17 protein-coding genes and 1 tRNA gene are annotated in these 20598 nt (G+C 65.0%); 12 read left to right on the top strand and 6 right to left on the bottom strand.

The genetic code is table 11. The features are described 5' to 3' along the window. Positions 1–10 precede the first annotated feature (10 nt). Complete coding sequence (locus tag C3B78_RS16555) at positions 11–1216, bottom strand: Gfo/Idh/MocA family protein (protein ID WP_104999027.1); 1206 nt, start codon at positions 1214–1216, stop codon at positions 11–13. 206 nt (positions 1217–1422) lie between these two features. On the opposite strand from C3B78_RS16555, the gene C3B78_RS16560 reads away from it, so the two are divergent. The 5 genes from C3B78_RS16560 to aroQ all read left to right on the top strand — a co-directional run bounded on the left by C3B78_RS16560 (position 1423) and on the right by aroQ (position 7608). Then, positions 1423–2367: a carbohydrate ABC transporter permease gene (locus C3B78_RS16560; protein ID WP_104999028.1), complete on the top strand. Its 945-nt coding sequence runs from the start codon at positions 1423–1425 to the stop codon at positions 2365–2367. 12 nt (positions 2368–2379) lie between these two features. Next, positions 2380–3306 carry a carbohydrate ABC transporter permease gene (locus C3B78_RS16565; protein ID WP_104999029.1) on the top strand — a complete coding sequence of 309 codons (927 nt, stop codon included), beginning with the start codon at positions 2380–2382 and terminating at the stop codon, positions 3304–3306. 48 nt (positions 3307–3354) lie between these two features. Next, positions 3355–4695, top strand: coding sequence for an ABC transporter substrate-binding protein (locus tag C3B78_RS16570; RefSeq protein WP_104999030.1), 1341 nt, complete (start codon positions 3355–3357; stop codon positions 4693–4695). 138 nt (positions 4696–4833) lie between these two features. Then, positions 4834–7029 carry an alpha-galactosidase gene (locus C3B78_RS16575; protein ID WP_104999031.1) on the top strand — a complete coding sequence of 732 codons (2196 nt, stop codon included), beginning with the start codon at positions 4834–4836 and terminating at the stop codon, positions 7027–7029. A gap of 117 nt (positions 7030–7146) precedes the next feature. Next, positions 7147–7608, top strand: coding sequence for a type II 3-dehydroquinate dehydratase (gene aroQ, locus C3B78_RS16580; RefSeq protein WP_104999032.1), 462 nt, complete (start codon positions 7147–7149; stop codon positions 7606–7608). A gap of 3 nt (positions 7609–7611) precedes the next feature. On the opposite strand, the gene C3B78_RS16585 is transcribed toward aroQ, so the two are convergent. Then, positions 7612–8796 (bottom strand): MarP family serine protease, encoded by a 1185-nt coding sequence (locus C3B78_RS16585; RefSeq protein ID WP_104999033.1) that lies wholly within the window; start codon positions 8794–8796, stop codon positions 7612–7614. A gap of 253 nt (positions 8797–9049) precedes the next feature. Here C3B78_RS16585 and C3B78_RS16590 point away from each other — a divergent pair, with 253 nt between their 5' ends. Further along, positions 9050–9727, top strand: coding sequence for a Crp/Fnr family transcriptional regulator (locus tag C3B78_RS16590; RefSeq protein WP_050684013.1), 678 nt, complete (start codon positions 9050–9052; stop codon positions 9725–9727). A gap of 226 nt (positions 9728–9953) precedes the next feature. On the opposite strand, the gene C3B78_RS16595 is transcribed toward C3B78_RS16590, so the two are convergent. The 3 genes from C3B78_RS16595 to C3B78_RS16605 are packed head-to-tail and all read right to left on the bottom strand — an operon-like array spanning position 9954 to position 11572. Then, positions 9954–10865, bottom strand: a complete 912-nt coding sequence (locus C3B78_RS16595) for an NUDIX hydrolase (RefSeq protein ID WP_104999034.1) — start codon at positions 10863–10865, stop codon at positions 9954–9956. A gap of 16 nt (positions 10866–10881) precedes the next feature. Continuing rightward, positions 10882–11415: a RidA family protein gene (locus tag C3B78_RS16600; protein WP_104999035.1), complete on the bottom strand. Its 534-nt coding sequence runs from the start codon at positions 11413–11415 to the stop codon at positions 10882–10884. Between the two features lies 1 nt (position 11416). Further along, positions 11417–11572, bottom strand: a complete 156-nt coding sequence (locus C3B78_RS16605) for a DUF4177 domain-containing protein (RefSeq protein ID WP_003797879.1) — start codon at positions 11570–11572, stop codon at positions 11417–11419. Between the two features lie 37 nt (positions 11573–11609). Between C3B78_RS16605 and C3B78_RS16610 the strand changes: the two genes are divergently transcribed. The 5 genes from C3B78_RS16610 to C3B78_RS16630 all read left to right on the top strand — a co-directional run bounded on the left by C3B78_RS16610 (position 11610) and on the right by C3B78_RS16630 (position 18811). After that, positions 11610–13892 (top strand): transglycosylase domain-containing protein, encoded by a 2283-nt coding sequence (locus C3B78_RS16610; RefSeq protein WP_104999853.1) that lies wholly within the window; start codon positions 11610–11612, stop codon positions 13890–13892. 6 nt (positions 13893–13898) lie between these two features. Continuing rightward, positions 13899–14846, top strand: a complete 948-nt coding sequence (locus C3B78_RS16615; protein ID WP_104999036.1) for a metallophosphoesterase — start codon at positions 13899–13901, stop codon at positions 14844–14846. 141 nt (positions 14847–14987) lie between these two features. After that, a complete protein-coding gene (locus tag C3B78_RS16620; RefSeq protein WP_104999037.1) occupies positions 14988–16808 on the top strand; it encodes an ABC transporter ATP-binding protein in 1821 nt (606 codons plus the stop codon). Next, positions 16805–18631 carry an ABC transporter ATP-binding protein gene (locus C3B78_RS16625; RefSeq protein WP_104999038.1) on the top strand — a complete coding sequence of 609 codons (1827 nt, stop codon included), beginning with the start codon at positions 16805–16807 and terminating at the stop codon, positions 18629–18631. The genes C3B78_RS16620 and C3B78_RS16625 overlap by 4 nt, the downstream gene beginning before the upstream one ends. A gap of 103 nt (positions 18632–18734) precedes the next feature. After that, positions 18735–18811: transfer RNA gene (locus tag C3B78_RS16630), tRNA-Pro, on the top strand. A 138-nt stretch (positions 18812–18949) separates the two neighbouring features. On the opposite strand, the gene C3B78_RS16635 is transcribed toward C3B78_RS16630, so the two are convergent. Continuing rightward, entirely contained in the window at positions 18950–19171 is a 222-nt protein-coding gene (locus tag C3B78_RS16635; protein ID WP_104999039.1) for a hypothetical protein, read from the bottom strand. A gap of 128 nt (positions 19172–19299) precedes the next feature. Between C3B78_RS16635 and C3B78_RS16640 the strand changes: the two genes are divergently transcribed. Then, positions 19300–20565 (top strand): helix-turn-helix domain-containing protein, encoded by a 1266-nt coding sequence (locus C3B78_RS16640; protein ID WP_104999040.1) that lies wholly within the window; start codon positions 19300–19302, stop codon positions 20563–20565. The last annotated feature ends 33 nt before the right edge of the window (positions 20566–20598 follow it).

A 20598-nucleotide genomic window follows, 5' to 3' on the forward strand; every position in this document is an offset into this window, starting at 1 on the left:
GCTGTCCATGTTAAATGTCTGTACCCGGCGCATCGCCAAAGTCACGGATGGGGAGCCGTTCGCCGTTCCTGAGGGCGGACTGGTGGGCAACAATCCCGGGAAGGGTGAACCGGGCGGCCACCCAGGCGTTCACCGGAGGCAGGGTGCGGTTGTTGACGGCAGTCACGAAGTCGTCCACCAGGAAGTGGTGGCTGCCCTCATGGCCGTTGGGCGCGCCCAGGAATTCCTCCGGAAGCCGGCCGGGGTCATGGACCGGGGCCAGGCCGGAGACGAATGCGTCCCTCAGCTCTGGTGCAACATTCGCGAGGGAGGGGTCATCGAGGGGGATGCTGGGCCGGGTCTCCAGCTGCTCGGAGATATCGTGGACATTGCGCTTGTCCTGCCAGACGGACACCTTGGCGAGCTGCTCGAAGCTGGCCTCCGTCCCGAAGTACCGGAACCGGGACTCGCGGATGTGCGAGGGGTAGCCCACCCGGCGCATCTCATTGGTGCGCATGACGCCGCCGTCGTTCAGCTCGAACAGTGCGGTGGCGTTGGAGAAGTCGTTGCCGAACATGCTGACGTCCTTGTCAAAGACGCCGTCATTGCGGTCATCCCTGACGCCGACGCAGCTGACGCTGACTGCATGGGCCGGGACTGCTCCCAGCACTCCGCCTACAGCGTGGGTGGGATACAGCATGGGCGGGTAGCTGGCGGTTTCCTTCCAGCGCTCACCGCCGCTGTACTGGTAGGCCTCGTAGAAGCCCAGGTCCATATCGTGGACGTAGTCGCCTTCCGCGTAGAAGATCCGCCCGAACTTTCCCTCGGCCAGCTGCTTGCGGGCAAAGACTGTGGCCGGGTTGTAGTAGCTGGTCTCCCCCATCATGTACACCAGCCCGGTCTCCCGGACGGCCTCAATGATCCGCGCTATTTCCTCTTCTGAGATCGCCATGGGAACGGCTGAGTAGACGTGCTTGCCTGCCCGGAGCGCCTGTTCCACGAGCGGACCGTGTGTCCAGCGCTGTGTGAAGATCGCAACGGCGTCGACGTCGGAGGCAAGAAGGTCTTCGAAAGTCGCCATGGTGCCTGCCAAGTGGTAGCGCCCGGCGGCCTCGGCGGCGCGGTGCGCAACGTCGTCCACAGCGAAGACGCTACTGACGCCCGGGTGGAGATTGAACAGGTGCGCGAACTGGCTGCCGAACTGGCCGGCTCCTACCACGCCGATCGAAAACGTCATTGTCTGCCTTTCGAGGATTGCAGGGGCGCGGCAAGCGCTGTCCCGGAGACTCCCAGTGTTCCATTGCAATCTACTCGAGTCAACAGTCCGGTGAATGGACTAATGCCGCACGAAAAAAAGAAGAACGGACCACTTGCCCCCATGAATCTACTCGTGTAGATTCATGCCCAGTTGTTACCCCCATCACAGTCAGGAAAGGGTCGAAGATGACCACCCTTGCCAAGCACACGAGATCCGCCACCGGCGCCCCGGCGTCCGCCCCCAAGCCGCGGGGCAGCCTCCGCCGGTTCGGCGATCTCAAGATCGCACTGCTGTTCATCGCCCCGGCAATGATCGGCTTCGTCGTCTTCTATGTGGTGCCCACCATTCGCGGCGTCTACCTCAGCTTCACGGAGTACAACATCCTGGGAGACCCCACGTGGGTGGGGGTGGACAATTACACGGCGATCGCCAAGGATCCGCTTTTCTGGAACTCCCTGGCCGTCACAGGCCAGTACGTTTTCCTCAATATCGTCCTCCAGACCGCCCTGGCCCTGGGCCTGGCACTGTTGATGAACAGGGTCGCCAAGTCCACCCTCATCCGGGGAGCCCTGCTGCTGCCTTGGATGATGTCCAACATCATCGCGGCACTGCTGTGGTTCTGGATGCTGGACTACCAGATTGGCGTGGTCAACCAGTTCATCGAGTGGGCCGGCCTCCCCCGCGTCGCGTTCTTCGGCAGCGAGGAGTGGGCCATCCCCACCCAGGCCCTGATCAACACCTGGCGCCACATGGGCTACACCGCCCTGCTCATCTTCGCCGGCATGCAGGCCATCCCGGGCCACGTCTATGAAGTTGCCAAGCTCGACGGCGCTTCGCCGTTCCAGACGTTCACCAAGATCACCCTTCCGCTGCTGCGGCCGGTCCTGGTCCTCGTCCTCGTCGTAACGGTGATCGGCTCCTTCCAGGTCTTCGACACTGTCGCAGTGACCACCGGCGGCGGGCCGGTCAACGCCACCCGCGTCATCCAGTACTACATCTACCAGCGGGCCTTCACCGAGTCGGACTTCGGCTACGGATCAGCCATCGCCGTCATTCTCTTCCTCATCCTCGCCCTGGTGGCCTTCATCCAGATGAAGTTCCTCAAGGGCAACGAGTCGGACCTGGACTAAGGAGCCACCCGCATGACCACCACCACAAGCCGCGCAACGCTGCCGGCGCCAGCCCGCCGCCGTCGTCCGTTCAACGCCCGCCGCGCCGGCGCCTGGGCCCTCATTGTCCTCGCCATCGCCGTCTCCGTCCTCCCGTTCTTCTGGGTCCTGCGCACGGCACTGTCCACCAACAACGCGCTTGCCGCCAACGCAACCAGCCTCCTTCCCGCGGAGTTCAGCTTCGGCGCGTTCCTGCGGGTCTTCGGGCTGCAGAGCCCGGCCGACGCCGTCGCGGAAGGCGGTTCCGGTGCAGCCATCAACTTCTGGCTCTACCTGCGGAACTCGATCATCTTTTCCTCCATCACCACCGCAGGCGCCGTGTTCTTCAGCGCGATGGCCGCCTACGCCTTTGCCCGGCTGCGCTGGAAGGGCCGGAATGCCGTCTTCAGCCTCTTCCTGGGAACCATGCTGGTCCCGCCGATCTTCACCGCGCTGCCCAACTTCCTGCTGATCAAGAACCTCGACCTGCTCAACACGATGCTCGGCATGGTCCTCCCGTACATCTTCATGACGCCGTTCGCCATCTTCTTCCTCCGGCAGTTTTTCCTCAACATGTCCCGGGAGGTGGAGGAGGCGGCCATGCTCGACGGCGCCAAGCACCTGCGCATCTTCTTCCAGATTGTGCTTCCCAACGCCGCCGCCCCGATCGCCACCCTGGCGCTGCTCACCTTCATCGGCCAGTGGAACGAATACTTCTGGCCCCTGCTGGTGGGATCGCAGGACGATGTCCGCGTCCTGCAGGTGGGGCTCGGCGTCTTCAAGTCCCAGTCACCCCAGGGGGCACCGGACTGGTCCGGCCTGATGGCGGCGACCCTCATCTCGGCCCTGCCGGTGCTGGTCCTCTTCGCCGCCTTCGGCAAGAAGATCGTCAACTCCATCGGCTTCTCCGGCATCAAATAAGAACCTCATTCACTGCCTCCCTCCCATCCCCAAAAGGAAAGTAGAACCATGAAGAAATCCCTCGGCGCCGTTGCCGTTGCCGCAGCTTTGGCGCTCTCCCTCTCCGCCTGCAGCGGATCCTCCTCCTCAGCAGAATCTGCCAAGGGCGAGATCAGCTACTGGCTCTGGGACGCCAACCAGCTCCCCGCCTACCAGCAGTGCGCCGACGACTTCACCAAGGCCAACCCGGACATCAAGGTGAAGATCACCCAGCGCGGCTGGGATGACTACTGGAGCACCCTCACCAACGGCTTTGTTGGCGGCACCGCCCCGGACGTTTTCACCAACCACCTGGGACGCTACGGCGAACTGGCCGAAAACAAGCAGCTGCTGGCCATCGACGACGCCGTCCAGAAGGACAACATCGACCTGACCGCCTACAACGAAGGCCTCGCCGATCTCTGGGTGGGCCAGGACGGCAAGCGCTACGGCCTGCCCAAGGACTGGGACACCATCGGCCTCTTCTACAACAAGGCCATGCTCGCCAGCGCGGGCATCACCGAGGACCAGATGAAGGACCTCACCTGGAACCCGGAGGACGGCGGCACCTACGAAAAGGTCATCGCCCACCTCACCGTGGACAAGAGCGGGAAGCGCGGCGACGAGCCCGGTTTCGACAAGAACAACGTCGAGGTCTACGGGCTGGGCCTGAACGGCGGCGGCGACTCCTCGGGCCAGACCGAGTGGAGCTACCTCACCAACACCACCGGCTGGTCCCACACGGACAAGAACCCGTGGGGCACCCGCTACAACTACGACGACCCCAAGTTCCAGGCGAGCATGGACTGGTTCGCCGGGCTGTCCGAGAAGGGCTACATGCCCAAGCTGGAAACCACCGTCGGTGCGGCCATGGCTGACACTTTCGCAGCAGGCAAGTCCGCCATCAACGCCCACGGGTCCTGGATGATCGGCCAGTACACCGGCTACAAGGGTGTCGAGGTTGGCATCGCGCCTACCCCGGTGGGCCCCGAAGGCGAGCGCGCCTCCATGTTCAACGGCCTGGCTGATTCCATCTGGGCGGGTACGAAGAAGAAGGACGCGTCCATCAAGTGGGTGGAGTACCTTGCCTCGGCTGACTGCCAGGACGTCGTCGCGTCCAAGGCTGTTGTCTTCCCGGCCCTGAAGGCCTCGTCCGAGAAGGCGTCGGAGGCCTTCAAGGCCAAGGGCGTGGACGTGTCAGCCTTCACCGAGCACGTCAAGAACAAGACCACCTTCCTGTACCCGATCACGGACAACACTGCCAAGGTCAAGGGCATCATGGAGCCCGCCATGGACGCGGTGGTTTCCGGCAAGGCGCCGGCGAGCTCCCTCACCCAGGCCAACGAACAGGTCAACGCCCTCTTCAAGTAGGCCCCGGCTTCGGCAACGCCCCCTACCGTGGCTGCGTATGTGGTCGCAGCCACCCGGCTGGATGCCGCCGTCCCCTCCTCGCGGCGGCGGCATCCACCACCCTGCTTTGCATCACCCCACAAAACCGAAAGAGATCTTATGGACCCCCTCCACCTCCGTTCCGCCGGCACCAGCCTGGTGATCAGCTTCGACAGCGGAGAGGCCGAGGTCATCCATTGGGGTGCGGACCTGGGCGCCGCCTTGCCGGACCTCGCCATCCTCACCGCCCCGGTCCCGCACTCCGCCATCGACGCACGCGTCCCGGCGGGCCTCCTCCCCCAGGCTTCGTCGTCGTGGCGCGGCAGGGCCGCCCTGCGCGGTTCCCGAATGGCCGACGGCGTCTCCGGGTTTGATTTCTCGGCCCGCCTCCGCGCCGTTACAGCCAGCGCCAACGGCGGTGCCGCCGTCATCGTCCAGTCGGACCCGGATGCCGGCCTCACGGTGGAATCCACCCTGGCCCTGCACGACGGCGGCCTGCTGGAACTGCGGCATACCGTCACCAATGACGGCACCACCCCCTACCAGCTCGACGAACTGGCGACCGTCCTCCCCGTGGCGCCTGACGCCGTCGAACTCCTCGACCTCACCGGCCGCTGGTGCCGCGAGCGCCACCCGCAGCGCCGGGCCATCCAGCAGGGAACGTGGGTCCGGACGGGCCGGCACGGCCGCACCGGCCATGATTCCTCCCTGCTGTTCGCCGCCGGGAGCGCCGGTTTCGGCAACCGGCACGGGAAAGTCTGGGCCACGCACCTGGCCTGGAGCGGGAACCACGAGCAGTTCGCCGACACCATCGGCGATGGCCGCACCATGATCGGCGGTTCAGAGCTCCTGGGGCCCGCCGAAGTCATCCTTGAAGCCGGCGGCAGCTACACAACGCCCGCCCTGTTCGCCGCCTACTCGGACAAGGGACTGGACGGGATCACCGAAGCCTTCTACAGCTGGTTCCGGTCCCGGCCCCACCACGTGCTGCCCGCCGCTTCCACGGGCCGGCCCGCCGGCAAGCCGCGTCCGGTGGTGCTCAACACCTGGGAGGCCGTCTACTTCGACCACAACCTGGACACGCTGATTGAGCTGGCCGAGTCGGCTGCCGATCTGGGCGTGGAGCGCTTCGTGCTCGACGACGGCTGGTTCCGCGGCCGCCGCGACGACCACGCCGGCCTCGGCGACTGGTACGTGGATGAAAGCCTGTGGCCGAACGGACTGACCCCGCTCATTGAGGCCGTCACCTCGCGCGGCATGGAGTTCGGGCTCTGGGTGGAGCCGGAAATGGTCAACCTGGATTCGGACATCGCCCGGGCCCATCCTGACTGGATCGTTGGCCCGTCCGCCGTCCAGCACAAGGACGGCGGCCGCCTTCCCCTGGAATGGCGCAACCAGCACATCATTGACCTGGTGAATCCTGAAGCCTGGCAGTACATCTTCTGCCGCATCGATGCCCTCCTTCGCGAGAACAACATCGCCTACCTGAAGTGGGACCAGAACCGGGACCTCACCGAACACGGCCACGCCGGCCGCTCCTCCGTCCACGAGCAGACCCTGGCCGCCTACCGGCTGTTCGACGAGCTCCGCAAAGCGCATCCCGCCGTCGAAATTGAATCCTGCTCCTCCGGCGGGGCACGCGTGGACCTGGGCATCCTGGAGCGGACGGACCGGATCTGGGGATCCGACTGCAACGATGCACTGGAACGGCAGACCATCCAGCGCTGGACCGGCGCGGTGGTCCCGCCGGAACTGGTGGGAAGCCACATCGGGCCCACCACCTCGCACACTACCGCCCGCACGCACGATCTCTCCTTCCGGGCCATTTCCGCGCTGTTCGGCCACTTCGGCATGGAGTGGGATGTCCGGCAGGTCACCGGGGCTGAGCGTGAGGAACTCAAGCGCTTCATCGCCCTGTTCAAGGAACACCGCGCGCTGATCCACAGCGGCCGCCGCGTCCACGCGGACGTGGCCGGCGATGCCCTGCTGCTGCACGGCGTCGTCACCGAGGCCCCTGCGGCCGAAGGCACGACGGCGGGCCTGTTCGCCCTGGTGAGCACGCGCACCTCCGCCGCTGAGGTGCCGGGCCGGCTGGGCATCCCGGGGCTGGACCCCGAGCGAAGCTATCGCGCGGAGGCGATCTTCCCCACTCCGGACGACTCCGATTACGGCCACACCTACACCCAGGTGCAGCCGCCGGCCTGGCTGGCGGACGGGGCGGAGGCAACAGGACGCTTCTTCGCCGAGGTGGGCCTGCCCATGCCCAACCTCAACCCCGAGCATGCGCTGCTGATGCGGTTCACGGCGCTGCAGTAACCGTCGGTTGCTCCGTAAACGTCGTTTTCACGCTTCAAAACGGCATTTACGGAGCGACCGATGGGGGTGCCGGCGTAAGAATGAGCGGCACCCAAAGCCAGCCGATAGATTGTCACCATGACTGAAGCCTCCACCGACCCTGCCGCCCGCCGCACCATCCTGGTGATCAACGGACCCAACCTGAACCTGCTGGGAACCCGGGAGCCGGAGAAGTATGGCACCTCCACCCTGGCGGACGTGGAGCAGCTGGCGGCCGCAGCCGCCGAGGCGCACGGTTTTACGGCCGAATGCGTCCAGTCCAACCACGAAGGCGTCCTGCTCGACGTCATCCACGCCGCCCGGAGCAACGCCGCGGGCATCGTCATCAACGCGGGGGCGTTCACCCACACCTCAGTGGCTCTCCGTGATGCCCTCGCCGCCGTGCAGCTCCCCGCCGTCGAGGTCCACATCACCAATGTGCACCAGCGGGAAGAGTTCCGGCACCACTCGTTCCTGTCCCCTGTCTGCTCGGCGGTCATCGTGGGCGCCGGGGTGTTCGGCTATAGGCTGGCCATCGACTACCTCGCCGAGGTCCTCTAACCGCTACTTCTGGATGCACTGCCCGGAGGAAACGGGTGCACTCAACGACGCTGCCTTGGAGGCCACGGGATTCAGGTCATCCATGGTGATGGCGAATCCCATTTCGGTGTCCGCGGTCGCCTTGGCGAAAATCACCCCTGCCACATCCCCCTGCGTTGTCAGCAGCGGGCCGCCGGAGTTCCCGGGCTGCACATCACCGGCCAGGCGGTAGATCTCCTCTGGTGAGGCATTGTTGCCGTAGATGTCCGGCACCATCACAGTGGTGATGTCCTGGACCGTGGCCGGCTTGGACTGGAACGGGCCGCCGTGGGGGTAGCCGGCAAAAGCGGCGGGGCTGCCGTTGGGCAGATCGGGGCTTAGCTCCAGCGGATCCGCGGGGAGGTTCTCCACGGCCAGCACCGCGAGGTCGTGCTTGGTGTCGAAGTAGACGACGCGCCCGGGCATCGCGCCGCCGTCGGGCAGTTCCACCACCGGCTGCGACACGCCCGCCACGACATGCGCGTTGGTGATCACACGGTCCGCGGAGACCACAAATCCGGTGCCTGTCTGGTTCTGGCCGCACTGGTAGGCGGTCCCGGCGATCCTGAGGACGGAACCGGCGGCCCGGTTCAGGGCGGGTGTATCGGTCCTGGCGTTCGGTACCGGCACTGCCGGCCCCTGTTCCAGACCCTCCAGCAGCGTGGGGATGCCGTTGCCGATCACCGTGGAGCGAAGCTGCGCCATGGTGGCTTTGACGCTGTCCGGTGTCAGGCCGTCGATAAAGCGGATGACCTTGGAATCGGCCAGCTGCTGGGAAACAAGCGGCACGCCCAGGGAGCTGACGCTGAAGGCCAGCATGGACATCACCAGCGCGGAAACCGCAACGTTCACGGCTCCGCCCACCAAGCGGTCTGCCGCACGCAGGGGCCGGATCCGCACGGCGCCGCGGATTTGCCGGCCTGCCATCGTCCCCAGGCCGTGCCCCAGGACCACCAGGACAACGGCGGCTGCCACGATGGCGGTCAGCCTCCATCCGGAATCCTGGACAAAGCCGCTCACCAGGGGGACTGCAAAAAAGGCTGCCACTGCTCCGGCGGCGAATCCCGCAATGCCGCCGACTGTCACCAGGAAACCATTGCGCAGGCCGTAAACAAGATATGACAGCAGCGCCAGGATCAGGACCAGGTCCAGGACAGTCAAGCCGACCACTGAGGCTCCTTATTAAGCAGTTGAACCCTCATTCTAATGTTGGATGCTGACAATATTCTGGACAGCTCCCCGCCCTGCAGGCCGACGGCAGTCCCCTTACGCCACCACCTTCGCGGCCCCCCGCGACGGGTCCCGACCGGCCGTTGCGGGCCTGCATCAGCGCGTTTTGACTGCCAAGTTCGTCACAGAACCTTGAAAATTCTGAAACAATGGCACAAGCGCCACAGCCGACACTTTTTATTCAGGAGATTTCATGGACATCGAGGTACTGCGCCGAGCACCCCTTTTCGCCACGCTCGACGACGACGCATTCCGTCTGCTGACGGACGAGCTCACCGAGGTGGACCTGTCCCGCGGCGCTTCGGTGTTCCGTGAAGGCGACCAGGGCGACCAGCTGTACTTCATCGTCTCCGGCAAGGTGAAGCTCGGCCGGACCTCCCCCGATGGCCGTGAGTCGCTCCTGGCCATCCTGGGCCCGGGCGAACTCTTCGGCGAAATGGCCCTCTTCGATCCCAGCCCGCGCACCGCGACGGCCACCGCCGTCTCGGAGACCCGGCTTGCCGGCCTCCGGAACGAGAGCCTGAACACGCTGCTCCGCACCCGTCCCGAGGTCTCCGCACAGTTGCTGCAGGCCCTGGCCCGCCGCCTGCGCCGCACCAACGATTCGCTCTCCGACCTCGTGTTCTCGGACGTTCCGGGCCGCGTTGCCAAGGCGCTGCTTGACCTGGCTGACCGCTTCGGCCGGCCGGCAACGGACGGCGTCCTGGTAGCCCACGAGCTCACCCAGGAAGAGCTGGCCCAGCTCGTCGGCGCATCCCGCGAAACCGTCAACAAGGCCCTCGCCGAATTCGTCCAGCGCGGCTGGCTCCGGCTGGAAGCCCGCGCCGTTGTCATCCTGGACATGCAGCGCCTCCGCCAGCGCTCCCGCTAGCAACCCGCCGCCCCCGGCCCCGGCCCCGGGCCTGTTGTCTCCCCGCCGACGCTCTCTCACTTGATGCGCCAAAACGGCCAACGCTCTCTCACTTGATGCGCCAAAACGGCCAACGCTCTCTCACTTTCCCAAGGAAAGCGAGAGAGCGTTGGTGGAAAACCAGCATTAAGTGAGAGAGCGTTTCAAGTGGGCGGAGCGGCCAACCGGACCGAACCCGGCCGCGGACCTACCGTTCGCGCTGGGGATCGTCCGGGGTTGTCTTGGCGGCCTCGACTTCGAGCATGAGTTTGCCGTCCTCTTCAACCAGGACCGGCTGGTACACATGGGCCTTACGCTTGTAGCTCAGGTAGGCGATGCAGCCGTTGGCCATGGCCATCTTCTCAAGCATGATTTCGGAGCCGGGAACCAGGAGCTCACCCAAGGTGCGGCCCACCGTGTTCTCCTGGCCAACCTCGTCGCCCAGCGCGGTGGTATCGCGATCGGCGATCACGTCGGCAGCATTGACCCAGCGCCCCCAGACGCCCTTCCCTTCCAGCAGGGTGGGCTGCTGGTTCAGGGGCACGGTGGCGGCGAAGTAGCGGGTGTCGAACCGGCGGTGCGCGAAGTCCGGACTGCGCCAGTTGACGAGCGACTTCAGCAGGTCCGTCCGGACGGACAGTCCCCGCTTTGCCAGGATCTCCGGGAAGGTCTTCTCCTGCTCGGCCACGGCCGTACGGGCGCGCATCCACTCGGGGGTCGATGTCGCTTCCACGGTACTGGCCATGTCCGGGCCGGCCAGCAGCACGCCGGTTTCCTCGAAGAGTTCGCGGATGGCGCCCAGCACGTGGCGGCGCGCCAGCCCGACGTCGTCCGTTCCCATCTGCTCAGCCCAATGCTGGGGCGGGGGGCCGAGCCAGCCCACGGGATCGTCGTCGGCGGCGTCCAGCGATCCGCCGGGGAAGGCGAGGACGCCCAACGGCGAGGACCCCGGCCGGTAGGCCAGCCAGGTCTCCAGGCCCGTAGGGGAATCGCGCAGGAGGACCACGGACGACGCAAGGCGCGCTGCGCGGGGCGTCCGTTCGCCGTGTTCGAGCCAGCTCTGGGCGGCCCCTTCAAGGTCCTGGGGAAGAGCAAAGAGCCGTCGAGCTAGCTGAGGCAAGGGAAACCTACCGGTCCTAGCTGAATTCCGCTATGAGTTCGACCTCAACAGGAGAATCGAGCGGCAGCACGGAGACGCCGACGGCGGAACGGGCGTGCTGCCCCGCGTCACCGAGGACGCGCCCCAGCAATTCCGACGCGCCGTTGATGACGCCCGGCTGTCCTGTGAAGGACGGATCGGACGAGACGAAACCCACAACCTTGACGATGCGGGTGATCCGGTCAAGGTCACCAATGACGCTCTTGACGGCTGCCAAGGCGTTGACGGCGCAAATGGCCGCGAACCGCTGGGCGTCTTCCGGGGAAACCGTGGGCTCGTCGGCGAAGCCTTCGGTTCCGGCCGACACTTTGCCTGTGGCCGGCAGTTTGCCGTTAATGAACGGCAGCTGTCCCGAGGTGTACACGTGGCTGCCGGAGATCACGGCGGGGACGTAGGCGGCCACGGGCGGGGCGACCTCGGGAAGGGTGAGCCCAAGCTCTTTGAGCCGCTGCTCAACAGCTGAAACAGGCGCCGCTGCTGCGCCAGGCGTGGCCTCTGCGGAGGTGCCCATGCTACTGCTTCTCCCTCTTGAGGTAGGCGACCAGGCCGTTTCCGTCCGGTCCGGGGACCACCTGCACCAGCTCCCAGCCGTCGTCTCCCCACTGGTCCAGGATCTGCTTTGTGGCGTGAATAATGAGCGGAATCGTCGCGTACTCCCATTTGGTCATGAGAGAAAGACTAGTCCTTGCCGGTAAAGTGGAAAACATGGCGACTCGTACGAACCCATTATTCGACACTGCCACCACCCTTGGTAAGATCCTCGTTTTCCTTGGCGTGAGTGCTATTTGCGGTGTCCTGGTAGCAGGCCTGCTGGTTCCAGCGGCGGCCGTTTCAGGCAGCGCAGCGAGCGGTTCCATCGAGTTCTTCGACACCCTGCCGGCCGAGCTGAAGGTTGATCCGCCCAATCAGACCACCAGGATCCTGGCTGCTGACGGCAGCGAGATCGCCAGTGTCTACACCGAAAACCGCACCAAGGTCGCCTTGGACCAGATCTCGCCCTTCGTTAAAGAAGCTGTCATCGCCGTCGAGGACAGCCGTTTTTATGATCACGGGGGCGTGGATACCACAGGCATCCTGCGCGCGCTGGTCAGCACTGCCCGCGGCAACAAGCAGGGCGCGTCCACCATCACGCAGCAGTACGTGAACAACGTCCTCAACGCCAATCTCGCCGCCGAGGGCAACGAGGACCAGATCAAGCTCAATGGCGTGAACAAGGGCGTGGGCGACAAGCTCCGCGAGATGAAGCTTGCCATCGCGTTGGAAAAGGAATTCAGCAAGGAGCAGATCCTTGAGGGTTACCTGAACATCGTCTTCTTCAACCGTGACGCATACGGCATTGAAGCCGCGTCCCGCTTCTTCTTCAGCACCAGCTCCAAGGACCTTACGCTCCCGCAGGCAGCCCTGCTGGCCGGACTCGTCAACAGCCCGTCCGCATTCGACCCCATCAACAACCCGGAGAACGCCAAGCAGCGCCGCGACCTGGTACTGGGCCTGATGCTGAACCAGGGCAAGATCACCCAGGCCGACCACGATGCCGCGGTGGCCACCCCCGTGGAGACCAAGGTGACGCAGCCTAAGCAAGGCTGCGCCTACGCCTCCACCGCCCCCTACTTCTGCGACTACGTGCTGCACCTGCTGGAGAACAACCCGGCGTACGGTGCGGACCGCGAAGAACGCCTGCGCCTCATCTACGGTGGCGGCCTGACCATCACCACCACGCTGGACCCGAACGCCCAGGCGGTGGCGCAGGAGCAGGTCAACGCCTCGGCCGGCGCCAACCCGGACAAATGGGGTGCTGCCATGGTCTCGGTGCAGCCCAACTCCGGCAAGATCGTTTCGATGGCCCAGAACACTTCCTTCCTGCCCGCCGAAGGCGCCTTCGATTCCCAGGTGAACTTCAACGTGGACAAGCTGGACAAGGACGGCAACGACCTCAACGGCCTCGGCGGTGCCCAGCCCGGCTCCACCATGAAGCCGTTCACCTTCGCGCAGTGGCTCAACGAGGGCAAGTCCATGAACACCGTGGTCAACGCAGCACAGCGCCGCTATCCGCTGAACTTCCCGTGGCGTAACTCCTGCGGCCAGGTGACAGGCGCCTACAACACGGCCCAGAAGTCACTCGGCGCGGCCGACGACCTGCAGAACGCCGAACCGCAGTGGTACCGGCCGCTGTCGGTCCTCGAAGGCCTCTACAACTCCATCAACACGGTCACCTTCGCTTCAGCAGCCCAGCTGGACTTCTGCGGTATCCAAAAGATCGTGGATGCAACAGGACTCCATGGCGGGCTCCCGGCTGACGGCGAACCCAACCCGAAGATCAACATGTCCACGCTGGGCAACCTGCTGGGTTCCACCCAGACTGCCCCGCTGACCATGGCCAGCGCCTTCGCTACCTTCGCCAACGATGGCAAGTACTGCGAGCCCATCGCCATCACTGCCGTGACCGACCAGACCGGGGCCACCCTGCCGGCACAGTCCAGCAGCTGCCGGGACGCGGTCAAGCCGGAGGTTGCCCGCGGCGTGAACTACGCGCTCCAGGAGGTCCTGAACCGCGGCTCCGGCTCGCTGATCCAGCCCCGGATTTCCACGCGCACCAACTTCCCGATCGGCGCCAAGACCGGTACATCCAACAACAATGGGTCCACCTGGGTGGTAGGCCACACCACGGGCCTGGCCACGGCTGCCTGGTTCGGCGACGCGCTCGGTGCGCAGGACCGGGCCGGCCAGAACATCACGGTTAATGGCAAGTTCTACCCCGGAATCGACGGTTACATGATCGCCGGTCCCATGTTCTCGAACTTCATGTCCCGGATCGCGCCGGCCTACGGCACCAATCCGTTCCCGGCCCCGCCCAGCAACCTCCTGAACGGCGGCACCGGCACACGGACGCCCGCGACGACGGGGCCGCAGGCCACCCAGGCGCCGGCGCCGGCCCCCTCTGCTCCTGCCGGGAACTCCGGACCGGGCAACAGCGATAAGAAGAACTAGCCCACGATGATTTCATCCAGCGAGTTGGCCAGCCGCGCCTGGACCATCGGGCGCGGCTTTGCCGTCACCGCCGGGACCGGGGCTGCCGCCGGAATGGCCGCCTTCGGGTACGGCCTGTGGGAGAAAAACCAGTTTGTCCTCCGTGAAGAGACCCTGGCCATCCTGCCGCCAGGGAAGAACCCCTTCCGCATACTGCACCTGAGCGACATCCACTTCGTTCCGGGCCAGAAGAAGAAGGCTGCGTGGCTGCAGTCATTGGCCGAACTCCAGCCGGACCTGGTGGTGAACACCGGCGACAACCTCAGCCACGCCAAAGCCGTGGATCCCCTCCTGGCCGCGCTCCGTCCGCTGCTGGAATTCCCCGGTGTCTTTGTCCCTGGCTCCAATGACTACTTCGCCCCGAGCCTGAAGAATCCCGCCTCCTACCTGCTGGGGCCGTCCAAGGCCAAGCCCAAGCCGACGGCGCTTGACTGGCCGCGGCTGCGTTCAGGCTTCGGTATGAGTGGCTGGGTGGACCTGACCAACCGCCACCAGTCCTTGGTCATGAACGGCATGCGCTTTGACTTCTCAGGAGTGGACGATCCCCACCTGCAACGCGAGCGGTACGCCGGATGGCCGCGCGGGACCGTGAACCAGGACGCCGCAGACCACCTCAAAGTGGCCGTCATCCATGCGCCCTACCAGCGGGTGCTTGACCACTTCACCGAGGACGGCGCAGACCTCCTGCTCGCCGGCCACACCCATGGCGGGCAGCTATGCATCCCGGGCTACGGCGCCCTGGTGGCCAACTGCGACCTTCCCACCTGGCGCGCAAAAGGCCTGCATGACTGGAGCAGCAATGGACGCACGACGCCGGTCAACGTCTCGGGCGGCATCGGCACCTCGCGCTTCGCTCCGGTGAGGATCGCGTGCCGGCCGGAGGCCGTCCTGCTGACCCTGGCCTCCCCTGCCTGACGAGGTGAACAGGGCCTGTTGCCCACTGCAATAACTGGCCAAGCCCGTTCCGGAACTGCCGTCCCTGTGAATCGCCTCACGCCATGGCATAGGGTAGTTGCTACGGGAAACTACATTCGTTTTAGAGCTTGAGAAGCGGGCATGGCCAGGCAAACTCCATTTTTTCGATCGGTCAGTCGTCTCTACCCCCATGTCCGGCCAATCATTCCCCGGCTCGTGCTGGGACTCCTCTGCGCGCTGCTTGCCAGTGTTGTAGCCTTGGCCATCCCGCAGGCCCTGAGGGTCCTGGTCAACGAATCACTGCAGCCGGGCGGCGACACCGGGGCGATCTGGACGTCGGCCGGCATCATCCTGATCCTGGGCATCGCAGAAGCTGGCCTGGTTGCGCTCCGCCGGCAGTTCGTCATCAACCCGGCCACCACCGTGGAATCCCGGATGCGCGTCTCCCTTTATGACCATCTCCAGGAGCTGACGGTCTCCTTCCATGACCGCTGGGGCTCCGGCCAGCTCCTGTCCCGCGCCATGACGGACCTGAATTTCCTGCGCCGCTGGATGGCGTTCGGGGCCATCATGCTGGTGGTCACCACCCTCACAGTGATCATCGGCATTGCCGTCATGTTCGCCATGAGCTGGCAGCTTGCCCTGATCTTCCTGGCCGCGGCCGTGCCCATCATGGCGTACAGCTTCCGGTTCCGGACCCGCTTCAGCAAAGTGGCACGCCGGAGCCAGGACCAGGCAGGAGACCTGGCCACCACGGTGGAGGAATCCGTCCATGGCATCCGGGTGCTCAAAGCCTTTGGCCGCAGCCGGGAAGCACTCGAAACCTTCGAAGGACAAGCCGAAGAGCTCCGCCAGACGGAAATCGCCAAGGCGCGCCACCAGGCCATGTTCACCATGGTGGTCACGCTCCTGCCGGAACTCGCCCTGGGCGCAGGCCTGGTGGTGGGAATCATGCTGTGCTCCAGCGGGCAGCTGAGCATCGGCGCGTTGGTAGCCTTCTTCGCCACCGCGGCAGTCATTGCCTCACCTGTTGAATTTTCCGGCATGCTGCTGGCCATGGCACTCACCGCCAAGACCGCCGTCGACCGCCACTACGAAGTGATGGATACTCCCAACTCCATTACCAGCCCCGCGGAACCGCGCAGGCTCCTCCGGCCCGCCGGCGCACTCCGTTTCAACAACGTCACTTTTGCCTTCGAGGACGCCCCGGACAAGCCCATCTTGAAGGACATCAACCTCGAACTCCGGCCTGGTGAGACCATGGCCCTGGTGGGGATCACGGGCAGCGGCAAGAGCGCCTTGATTCAGCTGGTCCCCCGCCTGTACGACGTCACCGGCGGCTCCATCACCATCGACGGCGTGGACCTGCGGGATTTCGACGTGGAGGAACTCCGCCGCCTCGTGGGCGTCGCCTTCGAGGACACCACCCTGTTCTCCAATTCCGTCCGCGACAACGTGCTCCTCGGGGCACCGGAACACACCGAGGCCGCCCTGGACGAGGCACTGGACGTGGCCCAGGCGCACTTCGCGTATTCCCTCCCGGAAGGCGTGGACACGCTGATCGGAGAGGAGGGCCTCAGCCTGTCCGGCGGGCAGCGCCAACGGATTGCGCTGGCACGGGCCATCGCCGCCCGCCCGCGGGTGCTGGTGCTGGATGACCCGTTGTCCGCTTTGGACGTCCACACGGAGGAGCTCGTGGAGACCCGGCTCCGGACAGTCCTGAAGGACACCACCACGCTGATCGTCGCGCACCGGCCGTCCACTGTGGCCCTCGCGGACCGGGTGGCCCTGCTGGAACAAGGACGGATCACCGCCGTCGGAACGCATACCGAGCTGCTGGCGGGCAACGACCATTACCGTTACGTCATCGCCAGCCTGGACCAGGAACCCCGGGACCTGGACTCGGAGCTGTCAGACCTCGACGAAGAGTCCGATGTCCAGGAAGCGGAGGCCAACCGATGAGTGCCACGCCATTCGGCACCGCCAACGAAGACAACGCCCACCTCAGCAAGAGCGACAGCAGGGCGGTACGACGGCGGTCGCTGGCGCTGCTGCGGTCACTGATCCGGCCGGTGCGAATGCGCTTCTGGCTGACCATCGCCATGGTGGTCCTGTCCCAGGCGGCACGCGTGGCCGGCCCGGCGCTGATCGCCTTCGGCATCGACCGCGCACTGCTCGCCCTGCAGGCAGGGGACAACACGCCCCTGGTGTTCACCGGCGTCGCCTACCTGCTCGCTGCCACTGCGACGGCGGGGCTCACGGCTTTGTATGTCACGTCCACCGCCAGGCTGAGCCAGGCAATGCTGCTGGACCTGCGCCTCCGGGTTTTCCGCCACACCCAGCGGCTGAGCCTGGAGTTCCACGAAAAGTACACCTCCGGCCGGATCATCGCCCGGCAGACCTCGGACCTGGAGGCCCTTCGGGAGCTCCTGGACTCCGGTGTCAGCTCGCTGGCCTCAGGGATGCTGTTCATGGTCTTCACTGCAGCTACCGTGTTCGCACTGGACTGGCGGAGCGGGCTGCTGGTGTTGGCCGCCGGCGTTCCCATGTTCCTGCTGGCCCGCTGGTACCAGAAACACTCCCAGATCGTCTTCCGGGAATCGCGTGTGGTCTCCGCCCGGCTGATTGTGCATTTCGTGGAGACAATGACAGGCATCCGTGCAGTCAAGGCCTTCCGGAAGGAGCAGGAAAACTCCCGGCGCTACGGCCTGCTCGCAGAGGACTACCGGCGGGTCACCGTGCGCTCCATCAACCTCAACGGCATCTTCCAGCCGGGGCTGGTGCTGATCGGCAACGTGTGCGTGGCAGTGGTCCTGCTCTTCGGGGGTTTCCGCGTCCTCGGCGGGGATCTGGAAGTGGGGGTTCTCCTTGCGCTCATCCTCTCCACCAAACGGTTCTTCCAGCCTGTGGACCAGATGGCCATGTTCTACAACTCGTTCCAGAGTGCCCAGGCCGCGCTCGAAAAGGTCTCGGGGCTCCTCGAGGAGGTGCCGACTGTCCGGCCGCCAAAGAATCCCGTCGCCCTGAAGGACGCCAGGGGGGCAATCGACTTCAAAGACGTCGAATTCCGGTACGGAGACGGTCCAATCATCGTCCCCACCCTGAACCTGCACATCCCCGCGGGGCAAACCGTGGCCCTGGTCGGCCAGACGGGAGCCGGGAAATCCACCTTGGCCAAGTTGATAGCCCGCTTCTACGACGTCACATCGGGTTCGATCACACTCGACGGCATCGACCTCCGGAACCTCGGCACAACAGACCTGCGCCGCAACATCGTCATGGTCACCCAGGAGGCGTTCCTGTTCAGCGGCTCGGTGGCCGACAACATCGCCTTGGGACGCCCGGAAGCCGCCCGCTCCGAAATCGAGGAAGCAGCCAAAGCGGTGGGCGCCCACGACTTCATCATGGAACTTCCCGAGGGCTATGACACGGACGTCAACAAACGCGGCGGGCGGGTGTCGTCCGGACAGCGGCAGCTCATCAGCTTTGCCAGGGCATTCCTGGCCCGCCCGGCCGTACTGGTCCTGGACGAGGCGACCTCCTCGCTGGACATCCCCTCCGAACGGCTGGTGCAGGAGGGCCTGGCCCGCCTCCTCGCGGGCACGGAGGCGGGCCGCAGAACGGCCCTGATCATCGCCCACCGCCTGTCCACGGTGGAAACCGCGGACAGGGTGCTGGTTGTGCAGGACGGCCGCATCGTGGAGGACGGCAGTCCTGCCCAGCTCATTGGCGGCGGCGGGCGCTTTGCCGACCTGCATGGGGCATGGAAGGACTCGCTGGTCTGATCCCGGCCCCTGACCCGACCGGCGGGCATTTCCGTCCCACGTTGAGGATTTCGCATCGGGACCCGGCATCGGCTATCCTTGTAAAGTTGCTTTTGCAGCGGATCGGGATGTAGCGCAGCTTGGTAGCGCGCTTCGTTCGGGACGAAGAGGTCGCAGGTTCAAATCCTGTCATCCCGACCACAACTGAAGAGGGTCTCCATACGGGGGCCCTCTTTTGTGTTATCTGGGATCCGGAGGATCGGTAACTTTCCGGTAAAGGAAAAGCCCCGGAGCGGATGCTCCGGGGCTTTCCTCGCCTCCTTGTTTGTGAGGAAGCTATTACACGGGGTCGGGCCAGTTGCCCGTGCTGGTGGTGTAGGTGGTGTCGGCCTTCTTCTCCTTGGTCTCCTTGGAGGAGACAGGATCCGGCCAGTTTCCGGTTCGGGCTACAGCCACTCGTTCCGTGTCGGCAATGGAACCTGCAGACAAGACAGCCGGAGCCGCTGCAGAAAACGCCAAGGCCCCAGCTAGGGCGGCTGCCGCTGCAATCTTCTTCAACATATTAGTTCCTCAATACGAGTCGGATTCGTTACAAAGCCAGCACTGTCCTTGTTGACATACATTGTAAAATGTTTTCCACAGTGGCTGTCAAGCGCCAAGAGGAAACCTGTGGAGAAAGGAGGAGTCCCGTGGGCAACGGATTCGGGGAGAAGCTCCGGGCGGAGAGGCTCGAACGGGGGCTGACACAGGCGGAACTGGGCAAGGACCTGTATTCACCCAGCTACATTTCCCTGCTGGAAACAGGGCGCAGGGAGCCAACCGCGGAGGTCATTGAAGAACTGGCGCGCAGGCTGGAGCTCGCACCAAAGGCCTTGGAAGCATGGAGCCAGCCCATTTCGGTGAGCGATGCCGAGTATGTCCTGGCAGGACTGTACGCCCGCCAGGCATGGGACCTGAGGGACTACCCGCTCGCGGCGAGCCATGCGGCTGCTGCTGCTCAGATAGCACTGGACGGACGGAACACCAGCGCCTGGTGGAACATGAGCTACATGCAGGCCGAGTGCCTGCTGAAACATGGCGATTTGCTGGAGTGCAGGGAGCTTGTGGAAAGGCTGCTCGAGCACCCGATGGCCAGGGAATCCGTGGGGCTGGGCGCGCGTGCCCGGCAGATGCTCGCGGTTGTGTGCCAGCGCCAGGGCCAGCTGACGGCTGCCGTGGAGCATGCAACGGAGGCGGTGGCCTTCGCCAAGCAGTTGCCCAAGGGCTCAGTGATCACCATCGGCGCACTCCGGGCCCTGATCGGCGCGTTGGCCGAAAGCGGCCGTCTTAATGAGGCGTGGAAGTACTGCCAGGAATTGCTGGCCCAGGTGGATGAGCACGCGATGTCCCAGCTGGCCGGCGAGGTGGCCTGGGTCATCGGCAACGTGGCCTTTATGCGCCACGATTATGTGGAGGGCGTCAAACACCACGAACGCGCGGCCAAACTGCTGTCACCGGCAAACGACATTGAGCTGTGGGCCCGTTTTAATAAAGCGTCCGCCGCGGTACGGCTGTCATCCGGAATTGTGGAGCCTGAAACGCTGTCATCCATTGAGCGGGCCGAGCTTGCCTTTTCAATCGTCAGCGGCACCAAGAGCGATGAGCTGGAAGTTGCTTTCATCCGCGCCCGCTGGCTGTACCTGACCGGGGACATTGTTGCCGCCGTCGAGAAGCTCAGGGAAATCCATGCCGAGCGGGACAGCCTGGCGAAGCACACCGCCGGCGAAGTGTCGCTGCTGCTGGGGAAGTCGCTCAAGGCTGCGGGCGAATCAGAGGAAGCCCTGGTGCACCTCGAAGAAGCGCAGAAAGCCTTCAGTGCCGCTGGAGCTGCTGACCGCGTCCAGCAGGCACTGGACGCGGTCCTGGAAATAAAGCTGGCCCAGCGGCGCGCTGCAGCCGCTTCCAAAGCCAGCTAGTCAACACGCCGTTCGCCGGGAGCAGCTGGGGCT

Origin of the sequence: Arthrobacter sp. PGP41 (assembly GCF_002953935.1) — a bacterium.
Classification (GTDB): domain Bacteria; phylum Actinomycetota; class Actinomycetes; order Actinomycetales; family Micrococcaceae; genus Arthrobacter.